Source organism: Fusibacter sp. 3D3 (assembly GCF_001748365.1).
Lineage (GTDB): Bacteria > Bacillota > Clostridia > Peptostreptococcales > Acidaminobacteraceae > Fusibacter_A.
This window is the reverse complement of the sequence record NZ_BDHH01000003.1, coordinates 238,733-258,374: the sequence shown is the minus strand read 5'-3', so window position 1 is coordinate 258,374 and position 19,642 is coordinate 238,733. Positions and strand designations below refer to the sequence as shown.

The 19,642-nt window shown below is 39.1% G+C and carries 18 protein-coding genes; 5 read left to right on the top strand and 13 right to left on the bottom strand.

Going from position 1 to position 19,642, the window contains the following annotated elements:
* Window positions 1-92: 92 nt before the first annotated feature.
* The 6 genes from F3D3_RS05080 to F3D3_RS05055 all read right to left on the bottom strand — a co-directional run bounded on the left by F3D3_RS05080 (window position 93) and on the right by F3D3_RS05055 (window position 7,751).
* Window positions 93-1,406 (bottom strand): amidohydrolase, encoded by a 1,314-nt coding sequence (locus F3D3_RS05080; protein WP_084388836.1) that lies wholly within the window; start codon window positions 1,404-1,406, stop codon window positions 93-95.
* 50 nt (window positions 1,407-1,456) lie between these two features.
* Window positions 1,457-2,392: an ABC transporter permease gene (locus F3D3_RS05075; RefSeq protein WP_175438298.1), complete on the bottom strand. Its 936-nt coding sequence runs from the start codon at window positions 2,390-2,392 to the stop codon at window positions 1,457-1,459.
* Window positions 2,393-2,397: 5 nt separating this feature from the next.
* Window positions 2,398-3,480, bottom strand: coding sequence for an ABC transporter permease (locus F3D3_RS05070; protein WP_069871783.1), 1,083 nt, complete (start codon window positions 3,478-3,480; stop codon window positions 2,398-2,400).
* Entirely contained in the window at window positions 3,473-5,026 is a 1,554-nt protein-coding gene (locus F3D3_RS05065; RefSeq protein ID WP_374700061.1) for an ABC transporter ATP-binding protein, read from the bottom strand. The genes F3D3_RS05070 and F3D3_RS05065 overlap by 8 nt, the downstream gene beginning before the upstream one ends.
* A gap of 149 nt (window positions 5,027-5,175) precedes the next feature.
* The gene (locus F3D3_RS05060) at window positions 5,176-6,351 is read right to left on the bottom strand and encodes a BMP family ABC transporter substrate-binding protein (protein WP_084388835.1); all 1,176 of its coding nucleotides are present in this window, start codon (window positions 6,349-6,351) and stop codon (window positions 5,176-5,178) included.
* Between the two features lie 83 nt (window positions 6,352-6,434).
* Complete coding sequence (locus F3D3_RS05055; protein WP_069871780.1) at window positions 6,435-7,751, bottom strand: amidohydrolase; 1,317 nt, start codon at window positions 7,749-7,751, stop codon at window positions 6,435-6,437.
* 287 nt (window positions 7,752-8,038) lie between these two features.
* Between F3D3_RS05055 and F3D3_RS05050 the strand changes: the two genes are divergently transcribed.
* Complete coding sequence (locus F3D3_RS05050; RefSeq protein WP_069871778.1) at window positions 8,039-9,040, top strand: LacI family DNA-binding transcriptional regulator; 1,002 nt, start codon at window positions 8,039-8,041, stop codon at window positions 9,038-9,040.
* A 153-nt stretch (window positions 9,041-9,193) separates the two neighbouring features.
* On the opposite strand, the gene truA is transcribed toward F3D3_RS05050, so the two are convergent.
* The 3 genes from truA to F3D3_RS05035 form a co-directional block, all read right to left on the bottom strand.
* Window positions 9,194-9,940 carry a tRNA pseudouridine(38-40) synthase TruA gene (gene truA / locus F3D3_RS05045; protein ID WP_069871777.1) on the bottom strand — a complete coding sequence of 249 codons (747 nt, stop codon included), beginning with the start codon at window positions 9,938-9,940 and terminating at the stop codon, window positions 9,194-9,196.
* Window positions 9,941-10,175: 235 nt separating this feature from the next.
* Window positions 10,176-10,622: a methyl-accepting chemotaxis protein gene (locus F3D3_RS05040; RefSeq protein WP_069871776.1), complete on the bottom strand. Its 447-nt coding sequence runs from the start codon at window positions 10,620-10,622 to the stop codon at window positions 10,176-10,178.
* 38 nt (window positions 10,623-10,660) lie between these two features.
* On the bottom strand, window positions 10,661-11,131 hold the full coding sequence (locus F3D3_RS05035; protein WP_139132020.1) for a cache domain-containing protein: 471 nt from the start codon (window positions 11,129-11,131) through the stop codon (window positions 10,661-10,663).
* A gap of 381 nt (window positions 11,132-11,512) precedes the next feature.
* Between F3D3_RS05035 and F3D3_RS05030 the strand changes: the two genes are divergently transcribed.
* From F3D3_RS05030 to F3D3_RS05020, 3 genes are read left to right on the top strand one after another with little or no spacing between them, the layout of a single operon-like run.
* Window positions 11,513-12,331 (top strand): ABC transporter substrate-binding protein, encoded by an 819-nt coding sequence (locus F3D3_RS05030; RefSeq protein ID WP_069871772.1) that lies wholly within the window; start codon window positions 11,513-11,515, stop codon window positions 12,329-12,331.
* Between the two features lie 10 nt (window positions 12,332-12,341).
* Window positions 12,342-13,043 (top strand): amino acid ABC transporter permease, encoded by a 702-nt coding sequence (locus F3D3_RS05025; RefSeq protein WP_084388833.1) that lies wholly within the window; start codon window positions 12,342-12,344, stop codon window positions 13,041-13,043.
* Complete coding sequence (locus F3D3_RS05020; protein ID WP_069871770.1) at window positions 13,033-13,770, top strand: amino acid ABC transporter ATP-binding protein; 738 nt, start codon at window positions 13,033-13,035, stop codon at window positions 13,768-13,770. Before F3D3_RS05025 ends, F3D3_RS05020 begins: the two co-directional genes overlap by 11 nt.
* 91 nt (window positions 13,771-13,861) lie before the next feature.
* Here F3D3_RS05020 and F3D3_RS05015 read toward each other — a convergent pair whose 3' ends face one another.
* A complete protein-coding gene (locus F3D3_RS05015) occupies window positions 13,862-15,226 on the bottom strand; it encodes a diguanylate cyclase (RefSeq protein ID WP_175438297.1) in 1,365 nt (454 codons plus the stop codon).
* A 124-nt stretch (window positions 15,227-15,350) separates the two neighbouring features.
* Window positions 15,351-16,814: a PLP-dependent aminotransferase family protein gene (locus tag F3D3_RS05010; RefSeq protein WP_069871767.1), complete on the bottom strand. Its 1,464-nt coding sequence runs from the start codon at window positions 16,812-16,814 to the stop codon at window positions 15,351-15,353.
* A 139-nt stretch (window positions 16,815-16,953) separates the two neighbouring features.
* Here F3D3_RS05010 and F3D3_RS05005 point away from each other — a divergent pair, with 139 nt between their 5' ends.
* Window positions 16,954-17,568, top strand: a complete 615-nt coding sequence (locus F3D3_RS05005; protein WP_069871765.1) for a LysE family transporter — start codon at window positions 16,954-16,956, stop codon at window positions 17,566-17,568.
* Between the two features lie 28 nt (window positions 17,569-17,596).
* On the opposite strand, the gene F3D3_RS05000 is transcribed toward F3D3_RS05005, so the two are convergent.
* Together F3D3_RS05000 and F3D3_RS04995 are read right to left on the bottom strand one after the other, a co-directional pair.
* Entirely contained in the window at window positions 17,597-18,445 is an 849-nt protein-coding gene (locus F3D3_RS05000; protein ID WP_069871763.1) for an AAA family ATPase, read from the bottom strand.
* The gene (locus F3D3_RS04995; RefSeq protein ID WP_069871761.1) at window positions 18,442-19,599 is read right to left on the bottom strand and encodes a GGDEF domain-containing protein; all 1,158 of its coding nucleotides are present in this window, start codon (window positions 19,597-19,599) and stop codon (window positions 18,442-18,444) included. The genes F3D3_RS05000 and F3D3_RS04995 overlap by 4 nt, the downstream gene beginning before the upstream one ends.
* Window positions 19,600-19,642 lie beyond the last annotated feature (43 nt).

Below are 19,642 nucleotides of genomic sequence, written 5' to 3'. Positions count from 1 at the left end.
TTAATGCTCCTATTCTCTTTTATACACGACATTTCTTTTATCAAACTTCATTTCTATGATCCTATTTCAGCCGTGCGATCACTTCTCCATCATCACATTTCGACCATCTCCGCTTTGATCTTTTTAGAAATCTTCTGAACCGCTTTGATGATTTGAGGTAAATCACCCGTCAGAAGTTTTCGATCCTGCATCACCGTCTTTCCGTGAATCATGGAAAAGACCACATCTTGAGGGTAAGCCCCATACACAAGTGCCGAGTAATAATCGTAGATCGGTTGCAAATGCGGTGCAATGGTATCAATAATGATGACATCTGCCAGTTTACCCACTTCAAGCGAACCTACTTTTGCATCCATGTGAATGGCTTTTGCCCCTAAAATCGTGCCCATCTCCACCACTTCACGCGCCGTAAGAACTGTATTATCCTTCTCATTTATCTTTTGAACCTTAGCCACTTGATCCAAAAGACCGATGACATCAAGCGTATTGCCGCTCATGGGCCCATCTGTGCCAAGACCGACCTTCACGCCTCGCTTCAGCATCTCGTTTACTGGTGACACAGGACGTCCACTCTTTGCATTTGCTGCGACGCAGTGCACCACACCCACATCATGCTTTGCTAAAAGTGCAAAGTCAGCTTCATCCGCATACACCACATGTGCTGCAATTAGCTTATTGTTTAACACGCCGATATGATCCAAGTATTGAACTGGCGACAGCTGATACACCTCTCTAAATTTTGAAATTTCGTAAGCCATTTCAGAAACATGCATCAGTACAGGCACATCAAGTTCTTTTGAAATTTCACAGATTTCTTTTAAATGCGCTTCATCGTTAGAATAAGTGGCATGAGGTGCAAGCGCTGGCGTGATCAAATCATCACCACGCCATTTTTCGATAAGCGCTTTGGCGTGCATTATACCCTCGTAGGGCAACTGTGCATCTGGTGCAATTCGATCTATAATCGTCTCACCCACGATGGCACGCATGCCCATTTCCTTAGCAGCCTTTGCCACCTCATCCTCGAAATAGTACATATCTACAAAAGTGGTTACACCACCCAAAATCATTTCAGCAATGCCCAGCATAGCCCCTTTGCGCACATAATTTTCACAGATTAACCGGTCTTCAAGCGGAAATAGAAACCGCTGTAGTCGATTGGGAACATCTTCACCTAGCGTTCTGAAAACGGACATCGACACATGTCCATGACCATTTATAAAACCCGGCATGATGATGCCGCCACGTGCATCTATCATTTCTTCAAACTCATACCCGCCCATTAAAGCCTCATTGCCCAAAGCCACAATGCGAGCCCCTTCAATAACGACTGCCCCATTTTCTATAATTTCACCTGATGCGTTCATGGTTAAAACCACACCATTGTAAATGCATTTATAACTCAATTCTGATTACCGCCTTCCTAAAGTACATCTCTAACCACTAGGCAATCGCACTATCCAAGCTGTCGTTTTTTCCGCATAAGTTCTCTTTTATTATTGACGATCGAAATCACAATAAAGCCTAAAATCGTAATCACGTATGGAATCATGTGTATAAATTCAACAGGAATCTGAACGGATTGAAGGTAATTGGATAAAGTATCGGCAAATCCAAATAATAACGACGCAAAAAGGGCACCCACGGAAGAATTCCCTGCAATCGCTCTGGCTGCCAGTGCAATGTACCCACGTCCAGCCGTCATCCCCGCCGAGAACCACGACATATAACCCATAGATAGAAAAGCACCACCGATCCCCGCTAAAACACCGCTCAATACAAGTGCAATGATCTTAATCTTAAAGACATCAATTCCAACCGAATCCGCAGATTCTGGTGCTTCGCCAACCGCACGAATCCTAAGCCCCAGCGCTGTATGATTAAATAGTATATGCACCATCACAATACAGACGAGCACCAAATAGGTCAAGACATTATGCCCCGATAAAACAGACCCTACCACAGGTAAATCCGCTATAAACGGAATATCGATATTGGGAAGCACCTTACTGTTTAAAGAAGTTGAAATCCCTTTATCCCCTGTAATTGTAGTGAGTAAAAAAATCGTGCCACCTGCACTTAAAATATTAATTGCAATCCCAGTCAAAACGATGTTACTCTTCATTTTCAGTGCAAAATAAGCGAGCAATGCGCCGAGTAAAGCCCCAGACACCATGGATGCCAAGAGTCCAATCCAAGCATTTTGAGTAAATGCACTGAAAAGCACACCCATCAGAGCACCCGTTAACATGGTGCCTTCAATACCAATATTGATGGCGCCTGCTCTACTGGCAATCACAGCCCCTAAAGTTGCGTATAAAATCGGCGTTGTTACACGAATTACTGCGAACCAAAAGGCATCATTCCAAATCATATGCATAATCATATCCATCTTCTCTACCCCTCCAAGTTTGCTGTAATATATTTATCTTTCGCTACCTTATTTTCGGATTTTAAGCGCCATTTGGCTAAGAAATGTTCTGCCGCAATGAGCAAAATAATCACCGCTTGAATAATGGAGATGATCTGATTATCCACATCACTTCTTCTGGACATTAAATCCGCACCAATTCTAAGATAAGAGAGGAAGAAAGCCGCAAACGGTACATATTTAGGATTGTTCTTTGTGAGTAATGCAATAATAACACCATCCCATGCATACGAAGGCGGTGAATCCCATATAAAGCGTTTATACATCCCAGACATTTCAATCGCACCACCTACTCCTGCAAGCGTTCCCGCAATAAATTGCGATACCACTAACACTTTAGCCGTATTGATGCCTGAGTACTTGGCAAAATTAAGGTTATCTCCCACAATTCTCAGTTCATAACCCCATTTGGTTTTATAAATATAGAAGTAGACCAAAACCACAGATGCCATTGCGATCAAAAATCCCGCGTGCAATCTTGTCCCCTCAAGAATGCCTGGCAATGCAAATGTCGGACTAAATTTATAAGATGCAAATACACTTGCCTGCGGATCTCTTAAAAAATAGTTGATAATATAAAGCCCCAAGAAGTAAAAGATATAATTCATCATCAATGAAGAAACCAGCTCATTCGCTTGCCACTTAATTTTAATAATCCCTGGTAAAACCCCAATAAAACCGCCGACAATACCTGCAATTGCCATTGCCACAAAGGGATGTAGCCCAAAAGGCATCACGAATTTAATCGCAACAAACGCAGCAGCCACCGCACCCATATAGAAGCAACCGTCTGCAATCAAACTGAAATTTTTAGATTGGTAAACGATACAAAGCGAGAGCCCAGTAAAGGTTAAGGGGACCATCATTTCCAGTACATTGGAAAAATATTTTAACTTTTCAAAGGGGGCAAATAGAAAAACACTCAAACTGTAAAGCGGTGTTTCACTTGTGATTAAGATAAGCAACGCGGAAACGCCAATCGCAATAATAAGCGCCAGTAAAATCCGCAAAAGTTCAAATAAATCTACATGATGCTTCCACTTACGCATGACACGCCCTCCTTATCTCCTCAGTCGTTTGTGTTTTCACCCCTAGCATATAAAGTCCCATCTCTTCCTCTGTGATCTCACTGGCATCTGGGAAATAGCCCACAATGTGACCTGAATTCATCACAATCAAAGAATCGCTAAGAGATAAGATCTCATTTAAATCCGCAGAAGCAAGCAAAACTGCATTGCCACTACTTCTTCTCTCTATTATTTTTTTGCGAATAAATTCAATCGCACCCACATCAATCCCCCGTGTCGGCTGATTGATCACCAAGAGTTCACTGTCCGAGCTAAACTCACGACCGACAACTACTTTTTGAATATTACCACCCGAAAGGCCACTCATCAAAGTTTTTTCATCTTCTGTTTTAACATTAAACGATGAAATTAAAGCCCTCGCAAATTCTGAAATCTTCTTGTAATCTAGTAAAAATTTGTTTTTGACAAAAGGGGCATTGTCGTACTTATCCGCAATTAAGTTAGCCGCAATATCCATTTTGGGGGCAATCCCAGTTTCCATACGATCTTCAGGGATATGTGCAACGCCCAACTGACGAATTTTTTTGATCCCTAACTTGGAAATTGGTTGCTGCCTTACATAAATTTCACCTGTTGCAGGCTTCTTCATCCCCGTGACAAGTTCTATTAGTTCAGACTGACCATTGCCTTCGATGCCAGCAATTCCTAGTATTTCGCCTTTTCTAATACTAAAAGATACTTTATTCACTGCCGTCTTGCCGAGTTCATCCACATAAGTAACGTCCTTTACATCAAGGAATGTCTCTCCCACATGCTTTTCAGGCTTATCAATATCGAGTTTCACATCACGCCCTACCATGAGCCTTGAGATTTCCTGTTCCGTAACTTTGTCCACTTCGTAGACGCCCACAGATCGCCCATCTCTCATGATGGTCATACGATCACAGAGTTTCTTGATTTCATGAAGTTTATGAGAAATAAAAACGATCGTGTGCCCTGATTGCTTTAAAAGTTTAAGCTGTTCGAAGAGTTCTACAATCTCTTGTGGTGTTAAAACCGCCGTGGGTTCATCTAAGATAATGATTTTTGCGCCTCGGTATAAAGCTTTTAAGATTTCCACTTTTTGCTTTTGAGATACCGAAATATCCCGCACCTTCACATGAGCATCAATTGCCAGCTTGTACTTTTCAGCAAGTGCTTTGGTTACTTCAATCGCCTTTTTCTGATCTAAAAAAAACTTGCCTTTTATTTCACTGCCAAGAACAATGTTTTCAGCTACCGTTAAGCTTGGCACTAACATAAAATGTTGATGCACCATGCCAATACCGTAATTCAAGGCATCTTGAGAGGATTTCATCACAATAGGGCTTTCCTTTAAATAAATCATGCCCTCCGTTGGTCTTTGCATCCCAAAGAGAATCTTCATCAACGTTGATTTACCCGCACCATTTTCACCTACAAGTGCATGAATTTCGCCTTCTTTAAGTGAAAAATCGACTTGGTAATTTGCAACGACCCCACCTGGGTAAATTTTAGTGATTTTGTCCATTTTAATGATTTCAGCCACTTTGCACTCACACCCTTTCAAATCCATATTAACAACTGATGCCTTCACGTCTTTGTATTCAAGTTTATTACCCCAGTTTACAGATGCATATTCAATAAAGAAGCTTGCAGAGTTGCAAGCTTCTTTTATTATAGAGTTCTTATTAACGGTTATTGTACAGAAGCTTTAATTGCACTGAGTGTGTCTGAATCCATTCCAATAGCAGATGGTACAACAATCGTGCCTTCAATCACTTGTTTCTTTAAATCTTCAACCTTATCCACAACCGCTTGAGGGACAACGCTTGTTGCTGGATCGTAAGTTGCAAGACCAACGCCATTATTTTCAAGACCGATTTCCTCAACTTTACCAAGCGGAAGCGTGCCTTCAAAGTACATATCTGCTGCTCTTAAAAGTGAATTATCCACGCGTTTAAGTGCAGAAGTGAAAATTCTAGCCGCTTTTTCAGGGCTATCTGCAAAAAGTGCCGCTTGATCCGAATCTACGCCAATCGCGTAAGCATTCGCTTCATTCGCCGCTTCAATTTGACCTAAACCTGCTCGACCTGCAACATTAAAGCCAATATCCACACTTTGATTTTGATATTGAATCAGTGCAAGCTCTTTGCCTTTCGCTGCATCACTGTATGAATCGATGTATGAAATATCCACTTTCATCTCTTCATCAATGTATTTTGCGCCTTCAATATAGCCGACTAAGAAATCGTTGACAACCGGAATATCCATTGCGCCTAAAAAGCCGATTTTTTTATCTGGATTGATGTTCTCGATCTCTGTCATCGTTGTCATTTGAGCTGCAAAAGCACCCGCTAAGAAACCCGCTTCATTTTGTTTATACGTAATGGAATAAACATTATTAAGGCCGTCAATCCCTTCATAATCCACTGCTGTATCAAATAAAACATAAGTCTTATCCGGATAAAGTGGTGCGACTTCTTCGACAGGTTCTTTCATATGGAAAGTGCCTGTTACAATGACATTCCAATCTTCATCTGAAACGTCTTCAAGCGTTGGAATGAATTTTGTTTTATCAGAACCCATTTCAATCGTCTTAATTTCTACTTTGTCACCGTACTTTTCTTTAATCATGTCCATACCCGCTTGTGATGAATCATGGAACGATTTATCGCCAAGTGAACCTGAAACCAAAAGCACTATTTTCGTCACTTCTGCTGGAGCTGGTATTGCTTCTGGTGCTGGTGCTGCTGCCTCTGAAGCGGTTTCCGCTGGTGTTGCTTCGTTTGTGCTCGCTGCGGGTTTAGAACCACATGCAACCATTACCGTTGCCAGTGCAAGCACGAGTATCATACTTAAAATTTTCTTCATTTTCTTATTTTCCTCCTACATTTTAAACAATATCTGCTATATAAAGTACCCCCTTAGTCAGTGGCACTAATATACTCCTTCTTTTATTTTAAACTAGACTTTAATTTCATATCCAATAAGCCATTTTTAAGCCAACGTTCCACATAACCCGCCTTTGTATCCGAAGGTGGATTGTCTTCAATAATCTTTCTTGCCAGTGCCGCATCATCGCAAAGTAAGTCATATAGCGTCATCACAATGGCTTTTGCCGGTGTAATATAAGCCATCTCCTCATCTACGACGCAAAAGTTCGGCCCGTGAATATTGCCACTGAAACCACTGAAACCAAATTGAATTGTAGGTAAAATGGCGCTTAAGTCACCAATGTCACCCGATGCTGTGGATTCGAATCCATCGATGATGTTTTCTTCTCCGATTAAAGTCCCTAGGTTTTGCTTCACGACAGCAGATAAATCTGCACATTGATGAAAGGGTAAAAAGCCAACCGCGTCGATAATTTCACATGTGGCACCTACTGCATAAGCGCCTGCATCAAATGCACGATTTACCTTATAATTCGCCTCCACAAGAGCTTCAAGTGAGTTGCCCCTGACCATGGCTTCTAAAACGACTTTACCCGGAATACTGTTTACCGTTTCGCCACCTTCTTTAATAATGGCATGTACACGAATTTTATAGGACTCATGAAAAGTTTCTCGTTGTGCATTCACTGCACTGAGGCCAATCGTCGCGGCGTTTAAAGCATTTATCCCAAGATGAGGCTGCGCTCCTGCATGTGCGGTTTGCCCATGATAGATGATTTGTTTTGAAATAAAACCGTTTAAAGTCGCATTCACATCCGCTTTTTGACCTTCTACACCGCCCATACTATGGCAAGAAATCACAAGATCCACATCATCAAAGATCCCCTTTGAGATCATATCTTGTTTACCTGAATAATATGAAATTTGACCTGCTTTAACAAGCGTTTTACGATATTCTAAATCTGTAAACTCCTCTGCAGGTGTTCCTATTATAGTGATTCTGCCACCCGTTTTTTCGAGCATCCCCGTTTCAGCGATCGCCTTCATCACACCCAGCATAATCGCAACTTGATTTGAGTGTGCACAGGCATGAGCTGCATGTTGATCTTTTGATGCAAAGGGATGCCCGAATGTTGGAATGGCATCCATTTCTGCAATCAAACAGATATTAATACCTGCTTTACCCAGCATACCTCGAAGACCCGTTACAGATATCTCATTTTCAACTTCAATTCCGATCTGATTTAAGTAGGCTGTCATTTTCTCAGCCGTCCCAAATTCTTTAAAACCCAGTTCAGGATTCCTAAAAATAGTATTGCCTATATCTATAATTTCTGCTTTATGTTTTTCAATGGCGGTCACTAGTAATTCTTTCATTATAAAACTCCTTATCTTTGAGAAATCGGTTCCTTAATGTTCGTAACTTCATTTTATTTTTACATCTTAATTTTTTATTAATTATCGTCAAAGCATTGTTTTATAAACACTTACGCGTATATTTGATTTAATGGTTTCGCCAAGTCTCATATTTCTTCTTTTTGAGGGACCGGTTTCTATGCTATGATTATAGCATCTCAACATATTTCCGTAAAGTCATATTTAGTCAGAGTGTCAAAGTCAAAAATTGAGCAACCCTTTAATCGATTAATCATCAGGAGGCATTCATGAACATCAAAGATGTTGCAAAACTCGCTAAGGTTTCTAAATCAACTGTTTCGAGAGTTCTAAACACTCCAGAGCGTGTAAATGCCGAAATGCGTCAACGGGTTTTAGAAGTTGTCAGAGAAACCGGTTATCGGCCGAATGCCCTCGCAAAGGAATTGGTCATAAAAGAGACACGATTGATCGGTGTCATCGTCCCTCGCATCAATACAAATGTTTTCGCAGATATTGTAGAAGGCATCACACTGCGTTTATCTGAAAATGGGTACAATGTGATCTTACTCTGCTCCAAGGCAGATGAAGCCATAGAAATAAGTCATTTTGAATTTTTACAAAAAAAACAAGTGGATGGCATTATTTTCTTTCCAGGAAATATGACGCTCGCTTTAAGACATCTGATCAATACGCTTACGACACCACTGATCATCTTAGGGCTAGACGACCCGCTGATCAAAAGAAGTGCAGTCTCTTATGATGAGTATAAATCCTCCAAAGCAATCGTTGAACACTTCATAAGCCAAGGACACAAACAAATTGCCTTTATTGGCATCGACAAAGAACGCTCCCCAGTGGGACAAGAACGTAAACTGGGCTATATGGATGCACTTAAAACACATGGCGTTCCACTAATTCAAAATTATATTTATGAAGGCTCTTTTGAGCTTCAATCTGGTTTTAAGGGTGCCTCATCTATATTTTCAAATTCTGAAATACCGCCTACTGCTATCTTTGCGGCTACCGACTACTTAGCCATTGGTGCTATTAACTATCTTACAAGCCACGGTCTATCCGTTCCCGAAGACGTTTCTGTCGCAGGATTTGACGATCTTGAAATTTCAGTATACTTTAATCCCTCTATTACCTCTATCAAATTTGATTATTTTCATTCTGGGGAAGTTGCTGCTCAATTCGTTGTTGAGAACATTCACGAGCCTTCAATTATACGAAAGTACATGCTGGGTTTCCAAATCATAAATCGCGAAAGTACTCAGCGCAAACCCTGATGCAAAATAAAACTCATAGAAGACATTCCATTTACCTCACCACAAGAAAAATCCGTTCCATTTAAATTTGATTTTAAATGGAACGGATTTTGACTGAATAGCATGTTTTCAGTTGCTTTATGCGCATCACAGGATCAAGGTATAAAGTTTTTTCTAATATTCGACATGCATCAGCGTAAGTGCATCCGCACCCGCTTTATGTCCTACAAATTTCGTATCTTGAGCCATTAAAGCTTGTTCCACTGCATTTATTGGAAGCTGTCCAAGCCCCACCTGAACTAATGTCCCCACCATCAACCGTTCCATATTGAGCAAAAATCCACTGGCGGTTAACGTTATGATGATTTCATGTTCTGTGTCCTCTACGTCCAGTGCAAAGACTTCTTTAACTGGATTTTTCACTTTCTTATTGGTTGTAAAAGCCGAAAAATCATGTTCCCCTAAAAAATCTTTTGCTGCCTTTTGAATCTTAGCGACATCTAGTAATTGATTCATGAGATTGACATATTGTCTCTCAAATAGAGGTCTATTAGGTGCATCTTTTTTCCACAAATGGTACTCATAAGTCACTTTTTTTGAAAGGTATCGACTGTGAAATCGCTCATCTACAGCCTCTATGGATAAGACAATAATATCATCCGTCAAATATTTTTCAAAGTAATCCAAGAGCTCTTTTTCAGTTAATCGCTCATCAACCGCTTTAAAGTTAACGATTTGGCCGGTCGCATGTACACCCGCATCTGTGCTCACCGCACCGATCACTTCCACTTCTTTTTCATAAAGCTTTAATAAAATAGCTTCAAGTTTGCCTTGTATGCTCTTTTCCGTATCGTCCTTTATCGTATTAAAGCCTTTGTACTTCCTGCCATCATATGCAATGCACATTTTATAATTTTGCATTGAAATTCTCCTCTTCTTAATTGAGTTCAGCAACACTCTACGAAGCTATCAAAGCGTATACTCAGTCCGCTTCGCTATCTCCGTAACCCCCTCGCAATCCTCTCGGATTGCATTCAGTGGACGTTTGGGCTCCCACTGAACCGAGAATAAGAACCCCCCACTTTAAAAAGTGAGGGACTTCTCCTCAAGAGTTATATTAACCGTTTCTATGCAAATAGTAAAGCAGAAACCCCATTTATATTTTGAATAAGGATACCGAGCGATCTAGTTCTGTGATCAACTCATTTAGACCCTTGATCACCTCGATTATCTGTTTAACCTCTTCTCTACCTAACTGTGCCGTTGCGCTCACCTGCTCTGCAGCAGCAGCAGATTCTTCAGTAACCGCTGAAATATTTTCAATAGCATTCAACACTTGATTCATACTTTCAACAACAAGAACATTATAAACGCTTAGGCTCTCAATTGAACCACTCACTTCTTTTGCTGATTTTTCTATGTCACTGAAAATATGAGAACTCTCCTCAATCAATACTTTAGAGTCTTTTGACTTTTCCAGTGTTACATCCATCATATTTTGAGTGTTTGCAATCAGTTTTTCTATTTCTCCAATCGTACTCTGAATCTCCGATGTAGCATCTGAACTTTGTTCTGCAAGCTTTCTGACCTCATTAGCGACCACTGCAAATCCTTTTCCTGACTCTCCGGCCCTTGCTGCTTCTATGTCAACCCATAACCCGCAACGCCTTCTTCTATTCCTGCAACGGTTTCCTTTTTGTCGTTGGCATCATTTACGGTAAACCTGAAATCTTTAAGCGAATCGCCGTATTTTTCTAATTTGTGTAATCGCAAGAACGACGTGGAGTCCGGTAAATGAAATTGAAATTGAGCAACCTGTGTTTGAATAGATTCATACACAGGAAGCAGTAACTGTGTAAGTCCTGCTCTATCCTTTTTATAAAATAGAGTTTGAACCTCAGGATTATTGGCAATGCCCATCACGGCAATTTTAAGGTTCTCAACTTCTGTCATTTGATTGGCCCTGATAGATTCATAGAGCGTTTCTACAAATGTTATTTCTCCCTCTTTAATACGCTCACTGCTTTGAATATAAACAAAGACAAGAATTACTGTAAAAATCATCACAAGCATCACAGAAATAATCAAAGTCAATTTCGTTTTGAGTTTCATATGAATCAGCACACAACGCACACATTTATTGCGAATTTGACACAACTCAATATTTATGATAAAGTTTTAAGGAATAGTATGATCAGAAATACGTGAAGTAAGCTATTTGAGTAATTGAATTTCGAGCATGGATACGCTTTTAGTGGATTGGTGTAAGCTTTTCGGTAAATGAAATCATAGCGGAAAAACAAGTATTAGAACTGGGGTCTGGTTAGGACGGAAACGTCATGACCTTTGCTACAATTATGTGGTATAAAATGAGCTTATTGCGAAATTTAGGCACTCTAACTCTATTGAAAAATAGAGCTAGAGTGCCTTATTTATTATCTATTTTCCAGTTTAAAAGAAGAACTGGAAATTGTATTTTCAAGGAGGAAAAAAATGAGAAAAAAGAAAATTGCATTAAAAAGAAAAACTATTTTGAAAAGGATGACATTAGGATTACTCGTGAGTATGATGCTACTGACACTGTTTGGATGTCAATCTAAAACAGAAACCACCTACGACAAAGTCGCATCTTCAAAAGAGATGACCTTTGCCATGACAGGCGCTTATCCCCCATTCAATTTTATAGACAGCGATGGCAATCTCACTGGATTTGATATCGATATCGCCAATGCTTTAGCTGAACAATTAGGTGTTAAGGCCGTACCGATTACGACTGCTTGGGATGGTATTCTAGGCGGATTAACCAGCAAGCGTTTCGATACCATTATCGGCAGTATGGCCATTACCGAGGCACGCCTAGAAAAAGTAAACTTCACAAGCCCATACTATTATGACGGTGCCCAATTCTTTGTGCCCACCGATTCCAATATTGAGAACTTAGATGCATTACAAGAGGGCATCGTGGGTGTTGTAACCGGTACAACTTTCCACGATATGCTAAAAGAAAAAGAGAATATAGCCGACATCATGCAATTTGAAAGTGATGTGGATAATTTCATGGCACTTGGACAAGGGCGTATGGACGGTTTAGTAACTGGAAAATTTGTGGGTTTACAGGCCCCTGAGAAATACGATGTAGATATCAAACCCGCAGGTACAATGCTCTATGCAGAAGAAATTGGGATTGCCGTCAGAAAAGACGACACGGTTTTACTTGAGAAACTCAATGCAGCACTTGCAACAATTATTGAAAATGGCACTTACCAAGAAATCAGTGAAAAGTGGTTTGGCGTCAACATATTAGAACAATAGGGTGACTTAAATGACAGTATTTTTAGAACACTTAACCCTATTTTACGATCAAATGATTTCATTTTTTGAAGTCGCTTTAAAATTTGCACCTAAATTTTTACCTGCAGTTGGATTAACTTTGCAGCTCTCTGTTTTTTCAATATTTTTGGGTACAATCTTTGGCTTACTTGTGATGCTCTTAAAGCTCACACGCCTCAAAATTTTAGAGAAAATAACAGATATTTATATCTCCATCGTAAGAGGGACCCCATTGCTCTTACAACTCTATTTCATTTTTTACGGTCTGCCTATGCTTGGATTGAAATTCAGCGGTTTTACATCCGCTTGTATCGGCCTTGCATTCCACAGTGGTGCTTATATCAGTGAGATCTTCAGAGGCGCGCTCAATGCGGTTCATCCTGGTCAAGTAGAGGCTGGAAAAGCCATCGGCATGAACAGACTCCAGATTTTTTACTACATCACACTGCCTCAGGCTGTAAAACAAGCCATACCGGCACTGGGCAACCAATTTATTATTGCGGTTAAAGATTCTTCACTTGCCAGTGTTATCACCATTACTGAGACCATGCTCATTGCAAGGCAATTCGTTGCAGCAACCTATGATCCTTTTCCAATCTTATTCGTGGCAGGTTGCTATTACTACTTGATCATTACACTCCTCAGCTTTGCTCTGAAAATTGTTGAAAGGAGGTTAAGTGTCAATGAACGATAAAATTGTCTTAGAAATCAAAAATCTTCATAAGCACTTTGGCGACCTTGAAGTTCTAAAAGGGATTGATCTTGAAGTCTATGAAGGCGAAGTGATCAGTATCATCGGCGGCAGCGGTTCTGGGAAAAGTACGATGCTCCGTTGTATTAACGGCCTTGAAAAACGTAACAAGGGCGAAATAATATTTGAAGGTGAGAATGTCAAACACGGTCAAAAAGGCTTTATAAAATTACGAGAGCGCATTGGCATGGTATTTCAACATTTCTACCTCTTTCCTCACAAAAAAATCATTGAGAACATCACTTTAGGCCCTCGTGTCGTTCAAAATATTTCCAAGGCAGAAGCAACTGAACAGGCGCTTAAATTACTCAAAAAAGTAGGGCTCGAAGATAAAGCAAAGGTTTACCCTGCCATGCTCTCTGGCGGTCAGAAACAGCGCGTGGCTATTGCACGCGCACTGGCGATGAAACCGGATATCATGCTGTTCGACGAACCGACTTCTGCACTTGATCCAGAACTCGTTGGCGAAGTTTTACAAGTTATTCAGCAGCTGGCTAAAGAAGGGATGACCATGCTCATTGTTACGCATGAGATGGGCTTCGCACGTGAAGTGTCCGATCGCGTCATCTTTGTAAATGAAGGTCAAATCGCCGAAATGGGCACACCCGAAGAAATCTTTGAAAATCCAAAAGATGAAAATTTAAAACGATTTATTCAAAGTATTTATTAAATCCAAATTAAGGTTCTCGTATTAAAAGAGCCCTCAAGCGCATGAATCATCTTCTGCTCTGAGGGCTTTTTTTAGTTGTATGCCACTTGTTTTAGGATAGATAAACAACTTGATTTCTGCCCTTTTCTTTAGCGAGATAAACCGCGCTATCGACTCTTTTAAATAGGTCCACATAGCTTTCCGCTGACTTATACACTGTAACACCAAAGCTTGCCGTTATTTTCAAGTCGTTATCGAAGATATTATTTTCTATTTTACGCCTCAGTGCCTCAGCGATTTCAATAGCTTCTTCATCACTGGTATTTGGTAATAAAATAATGAATTCTTCGCCACCCCAACGGGCAAAATCATCTGACGCCCTTACATTATCCGCCATAATTTCAGCAAGTTTTTTTAAAACCATATCACCTACAGAGTGTCCATATTGATCATTTACATGCTTAAAAAAATCAATATCAAACATAATGATGGCCATTACCGTTTGATCCCGAATCGTTCTGTCTTGCGCTCTAATTGCCAATGCCTCAAAATATCGCCTATTGTGACACCCTGTCAAAGCATCCTCAGAATTCATTTTTTCAAGTTCACTATTTAAGTTTTGAATTTCTAATGCTTGTTTGTATTTTTTTACACTAAACCATGAAAATAGCCCTGCGCTTATCATCCCAACCAAATAAAAGACAGCGTGCATCATTTTAAAATCGGGATTTTCTTTCAGTGACATTTGAATGACCCATTGACCACCAGGGACTGATATAGTGCTTTCTGATTTAAATGCACCACCATAAGGCCCCTTTTCATAAATAACAGATTGTTCTTTATAATCTGGATTATTGCCTAAAACTCTATAATGGTATTCATCTTCATCAACGAAATCGTCAAATCCAATATCTTCTACTTCTATTACAACTATTGAAAATCCCCAAAATATTTTTTTAGACGCTTGACTCGTAAAAATCGGTCTCCTAGCAATAATCGCCTTTTTGCCATTTTGTATTAAAGTGATGGGCCCAATAAAAATCAATTCTTCCGTTTCAATAGCGAGCTTAGCCCCATCATCTCGATTCTTATCTTCAAGCAAATTGTGGCCAATCGCTTTTTCATTGCCCTCTAAAGGATATATGAAACTGACGATGCCATTAGGTGCAAGTTGTACAGAAGAGATCCCTGGTTCGACCTCATAAATGCGTGGTGCCCAGTCATCAAATTTTGCTACATTATAATCCGTGAGTTCCAATATGATTTTTAACGTATCCACAACATAAATTTTACGCATGATGCTTTCTTGTATTAATTGTGCACTCTTTTGGGCATGCTGATTGAGTTCGCTATTACGCGACTTATCATGCGCATCAGAATAGTACTGAAATGAAAATTCCGTGAGCAAAAAAATAATGATGATCCCTATAACGACATACAGATAATCATATCTATCGCCAATCTTTACTTTTTTCATAGATTTCATATCTTTGTACAATAAATTGTACCCTTCCATCAAATTTCACATAAAATGATTATGTAGTTAGGATTTCAAAAGGCCCTCAATAAACGTTTTCATACAACCTATATGAGAGATGTTCCTATCCGTATATGCCATTATAACATGAGTACGCTTCTCCTAAAAGTATAATGGCATCGTCTATTTCATCAAGTGCCATATGTCCATATCCAAGAAAGATGTCATTATTGGCTCTTTTCTCATGTGGATTCGGATTAGAACAATAAAAAGAAATAGGGTATACCGCAATACCTGCATGTTTTGCACGCATAATGAGATCATTTTCAGAAAAGGGCAATATGATGCGAAGTGCCAAATTCACACCTGCTCGATCCCCAATAATATAAGCGTGTTCACCAAAGACTTCTCGAATGGCATTTACTATCTTTTGATGTTTTTTCCCATAAAGTGTTCGCAGTTTTCTGATATGTTTTTCAAATAAGCCACATTTCATGAATTCTGCTATGGTAAGTTGATGTAGCTTGGATACAGTTTGATTATAATAACATCCGATTTCAGCAAACGCATTTGCTAGCTTACAAGGTAAGACCATATAGCCCACATGCATTGCCGGAAACAACGTTTTAGAAAAAGTGCCCATATAGATCACTTGATCAAATTGGTCCAAACTGAACATCGTTGGCACTGGATGAATATTGTATCGGTACTCACTGTCATAATCGTCTTCAATGATATAGGTCTCTCGATTTTTTGCCCAGTTCAATAAAGTAAGTCTCTCCGACACATTCAAAAGACCTCCCATAGGATGTTGGTTTGAAGGCGTTAGATAGATGATAGAAAGTTTCTGCTCAATGCTCTTAAGCGCTGAAATATCAAAGACATTATCTTTTAAGGGAATCGGTATGATCTCACATGCATTCCATTCAAAAGCTTTTCTAACCGCTGTAAATCCGGGGTCCTCAACCGCTACGTTTAACGGTTTCTCATCCCTCAATATGAGGCAAAGCAAACTAATCAGCGTTTGTGTCCCCGCCCCTAGAAGGATTTGGTCTGGATGACACTGTACGCCCCTTGATCTTTTTAGGTAAACTGAGATTTCACGCCGAAAGGCTAATTCCCCGCGTGGATCTGAGTACATCAAAATTTCTCGATTTTCTCTGTTCATTACATTTTGTGCAATTTCATTCCACTTTTTAAAAGGAAATGCATCGCGTTCAACAGAGCCTGGTTTGAAATCATATTTTATGTCTGATCTGATCAAATGCAAACTTTCAAATTCATTTATACGCATTGAGCGGATATCATTTAAATCCTTAGAGTAGTCAAGCTGTGCCACATTATCCAATTCAGATACAAAATAACCGCTGCCTTTTTTACTAAAAATATAGCCCTCGGACAACAGTTGCAAATACGCCATTTCAATCGTGTTACGGCTCACGCAAAGCGATCGTTTGAGTTGCATGACGGACATCAACTTTGTATGCGGCCTAAATACGCCACTTAGTATAGCCTTTCTATAACCTTCATATATTTGAATATACAATGGTATATCACTCTTTCTGCATAATTCTATGTAGATATCCACAAAATCTCCCCCTATTAAATTAGAAAAACCATCCCTTTCTATAGGGATAGTTTTATTGTATAATTCTATCAGATTAACGGTTATCTTTCAATTGACTTTGTGAAGATCACCAACAACATTTTCATAAAGGAGGTTCACCATGTTCAATTTAAGTGCTTTTTTATCCTATGTTTTTGTGGTTACTTTTACACCTGGACCCAATAATATCATGTCCATGGCAAACGCCAGTCGAGTGGGTTATAAAAAAACATTAAGATTTATATTAGGTGTCACTACGGGGTTCTTCTTCATAATGCTCCTATCGAGTTGTTTCAATATCCTTCTAGCGGCATTCATGCCAAAAATCAATCATTTTATGAGTATTATAGGTGCACTTTACATGCTCTACTTAGCTTTGAACATCATGGGCTTTCGGATAAAGAAAACGCCTCATGAGGATTTTATGGGTGAAAACAGCGATTCAGCCTTAAACTCATATAAATCCGGTATGTTGCTTCAATTCATCAATCCAAAAGTAATCCTCTATGGTATTACACTCACTTCCAATTTTATAATCCCTTATTTTAACTTAACCTACCAACTCGTGTTCTTTTCCATATTTTTAGCAATGGTCGCTTTTACCTCTAATTCGTGCTGGGCCGTATTTGGCTCACTTTTTAATAAATTTCTCTCAAAATATGAGAAACTTTTCAATTTATCGATGGGCTTATTACTCATCTACAGTGCCTTGATGATTTCTGGAATACTGCATTAAAGTGTTATGGGCATTCTTTTTTTCATGCTCATATCTCAATGTCTTTAAAAAGCTCATAATATTTTTTGATATGTTCAAGTTCCAACCAGTTTTTAATCTCAACGGGGTCACTATCAAAATCATAGATTTTTGCCCCTTCAATCGAAAGCAAAAAAGGCGAATGCGTGGACATGATAATTTGACAGCCGAAATATCTCACCGCTTCTTCTATAAAGGATTTCAGTTTCAACTGCATTTTTGGAGACAGGCTGTTTTCTGGCTCATCCAAAAGAAAAAGACCCTTTTCTGTGATCTTCTCTGTAAAGTATTTAAAAGCATTTTCGCCATTAGATCGACTTCTTATATTAGAGATTAGATTTTCTCTGATATATCGAGATTGTGTCTTACTTCTCGTTTGATTCACCATTTTAAGGCGCTCATAATCTTCTAAGGAGTTCATCTTAAAATCTGAATACTTAGCCTCTAAATAACCTTCAAACATATCCGTCCGCTTTTGATCAATGCCGAGATTCAAATTTCTGATATTCAGTGCATAATCGAAAACATCATCACTTGTGATAATTGCACTATGTTCTGGGATGTGCGCTTCTATTCTGTGATCACAATACTTTAAATAAGCCTCAAAAAAGTTGGACTGATTGAAGACGGATTCTCTTTTTAAGCCCAATTTTTCTGCAATCACATTTAAGGCTGTGGTTTTACCAGAGCCATTGCCCCCATATAGAATTGTAATGGGTTCAAAATCAAGCTGCAAATCTTCAGGATAAGCGAATACCTGAAAAGGATAAAAAGTATTGTAACATTGCCTTTTTATCTCTATAAAAAAATTAAACTCTCTATCCTTACTTGGCAAAATGAATTTTTCTAAATAGATCAACGGTTGCCTCCTATACGTGTACACCACTGAAACTTATTGATCCGCTTATTTTCATACATCAATGCATCAATCTTTCTCTGAAAATCTTCAAGACTCATATGAGCCTTGTAATCATACACTGCATAGCCCATACTCAGTTCTACTTTATAGGGATTAAGACTCAATTCATTATAGTTTTTAACACGTTCTTTTATTTCACAAACAAGCACGGCAAGTTCATTTTCATCAGATATATCCACTACAGCACAAAACTCATCACCCCCAAATCGAGCGATGAAATCATTTGGTCTCAAAGATTCTCGTATCAATTGTGCCGAAATCTCAAGGACTAAATCCCCTACATTATGTCCAAAGGTATCATTTATGCACTTAAAATCATCCAAATCAATGAGTATCGCTGAAAACGTTCGATCCGCTGTGCTCTTATTGATTTTTTCCTGTAGATAACTTTGTAATTTCTTTCGATTATACACACCTGTTAAATAATCCATGTGGATACTGTGGTTTTGAATGTTCAAAAATACGATGAGCAGAGACAAGACAACGCAATTGAGCATTAAGGATATGCCGTAAAAAAAAGTTTGAAGCACTATGGCTATAAGCGGCGGAATAGGGAAAAATAAAAGGGATAAAAAGGCTTTCTTATCAACCGCTTTGCCGTGCAAAACAGTTAACGAAAAGGCTAATAACATAATGCCCAGTGTGATGGCTTCACACAGTATAAAAAGTGGCCCTCTATGATAAATGTTACCTGAATCCATATAATAATACCAGCCATTAAACTGAGAAATCGTTAAAAAAACCACGTTAGTTACATTAAAGACTACAATTAGGCGTATTACATTTCGAGGCTTTCTCTGATTTTTAAACAACTGGAAGTAAACATATAAAAGCCACAATGATGGCAAAACTGGACTGAGCAAAAAAACAAAAAAATTAGCGGCATGATTAATCACAGGATAGAAGGTCCCAGGATTACCATCAAACCGACCAAAGATATCTGCCACAAGCATGGCAATAGTTAGGTTGAGCATAATCACATAGAGTTTGTTCTGAACAGTTTCTAACTGAGTATATCGCCATACATAACGCCCCAAAATGATTAACAATAGTATAGAATATATATTGATGATTGCGTTACTGATCAAGTTCATCTGGTTGCTCCCAATTTGCTGCATCTTTTAGTTTTATCTTATG

Excerpts from the sequence above, each read along its gene's own strand:
- F3D3_RS05025 (WP_084388833.1), top strand. The coding sequence starts at position 12,342 with ATGACAGTATTTTTAGAACACTTAACCCTATTTTACGATCAAATGATT.
- F3D3_RS05050 (WP_069871778.1), top strand. The coding sequence starts at position 8,039 with ATGAACATCAAAGATGTTGCAAAACTCGCTAAGGTTTCTAAATCAACT.
- F3D3_RS05005 (WP_069871765.1), top strand. The coding sequence starts at position 16,954 with ATGTTCAATTTAAGTGCTTTTTTATCCTATGTTTTTGTGGTTACTTTT.
- F3D3_RS05030 (WP_069871772.1), top strand. The coding sequence starts at position 11,513 with ATGAGAAAAAAGAAAATTGCATTAAAAAGAAAAACTATTTTGAAAAGG.
- F3D3_RS05015 (WP_175438297.1), bottom strand. The coding sequence starts at position 15,226 with ATGAAAAAAGTAAAGATTGGCGATAGATATGATTATCTGTATGTCGTT.
- F3D3_RS05060 (WP_084388835.1), bottom strand. The coding sequence starts at position 6,351 with ATGAAGAAAATTTTAAGTATGATACTCGTGCTTGCACTGGCAACGGTA.
- truA (WP_069871777.1), bottom strand. The coding sequence starts at position 9,940 with ATGCAAAATTATAAAATGTGCATTGCATATGATGGCAGGAAGTACAAA.
- F3D3_RS05020 (WP_069871770.1), top strand. The coding sequence starts at position 13,033 with ATGAACGATAAAATTGTCTTAGAAATCAAAAATCTTCATAAGCACTTT.
- F3D3_RS04995 (WP_069871761.1), bottom strand. The coding sequence starts at position 19,599 with ATGAACTTGATCAGTAACGCAATCATCAATATATATTCTATACTATTG.
- F3D3_RS05035 (WP_139132020.1), bottom strand. The coding sequence starts at position 11,131 with ATGAAACTCAAAACGAAATTGACTTTGATTATTTCTGTGATGCTTGTG.
- F3D3_RS05075 (WP_175438298.1), bottom strand. The coding sequence starts at position 2,392 with ATGGATATGATTATGCATATGATTTGGAATGATGCCTTTTGGTTCGCA.
- F3D3_RS05070 (WP_069871783.1), bottom strand. The coding sequence starts at position 3,480 with ATGCGTAAGTGGAAGCATCATGTAGATTTATTTGAACTTTTGCGGATT.
- F3D3_RS05055 (WP_069871780.1), bottom strand. The coding sequence starts at position 7,751 with ATGAAAGAATTACTAGTGACCGCCATTGAAAAACATAAAGCAGAAATT.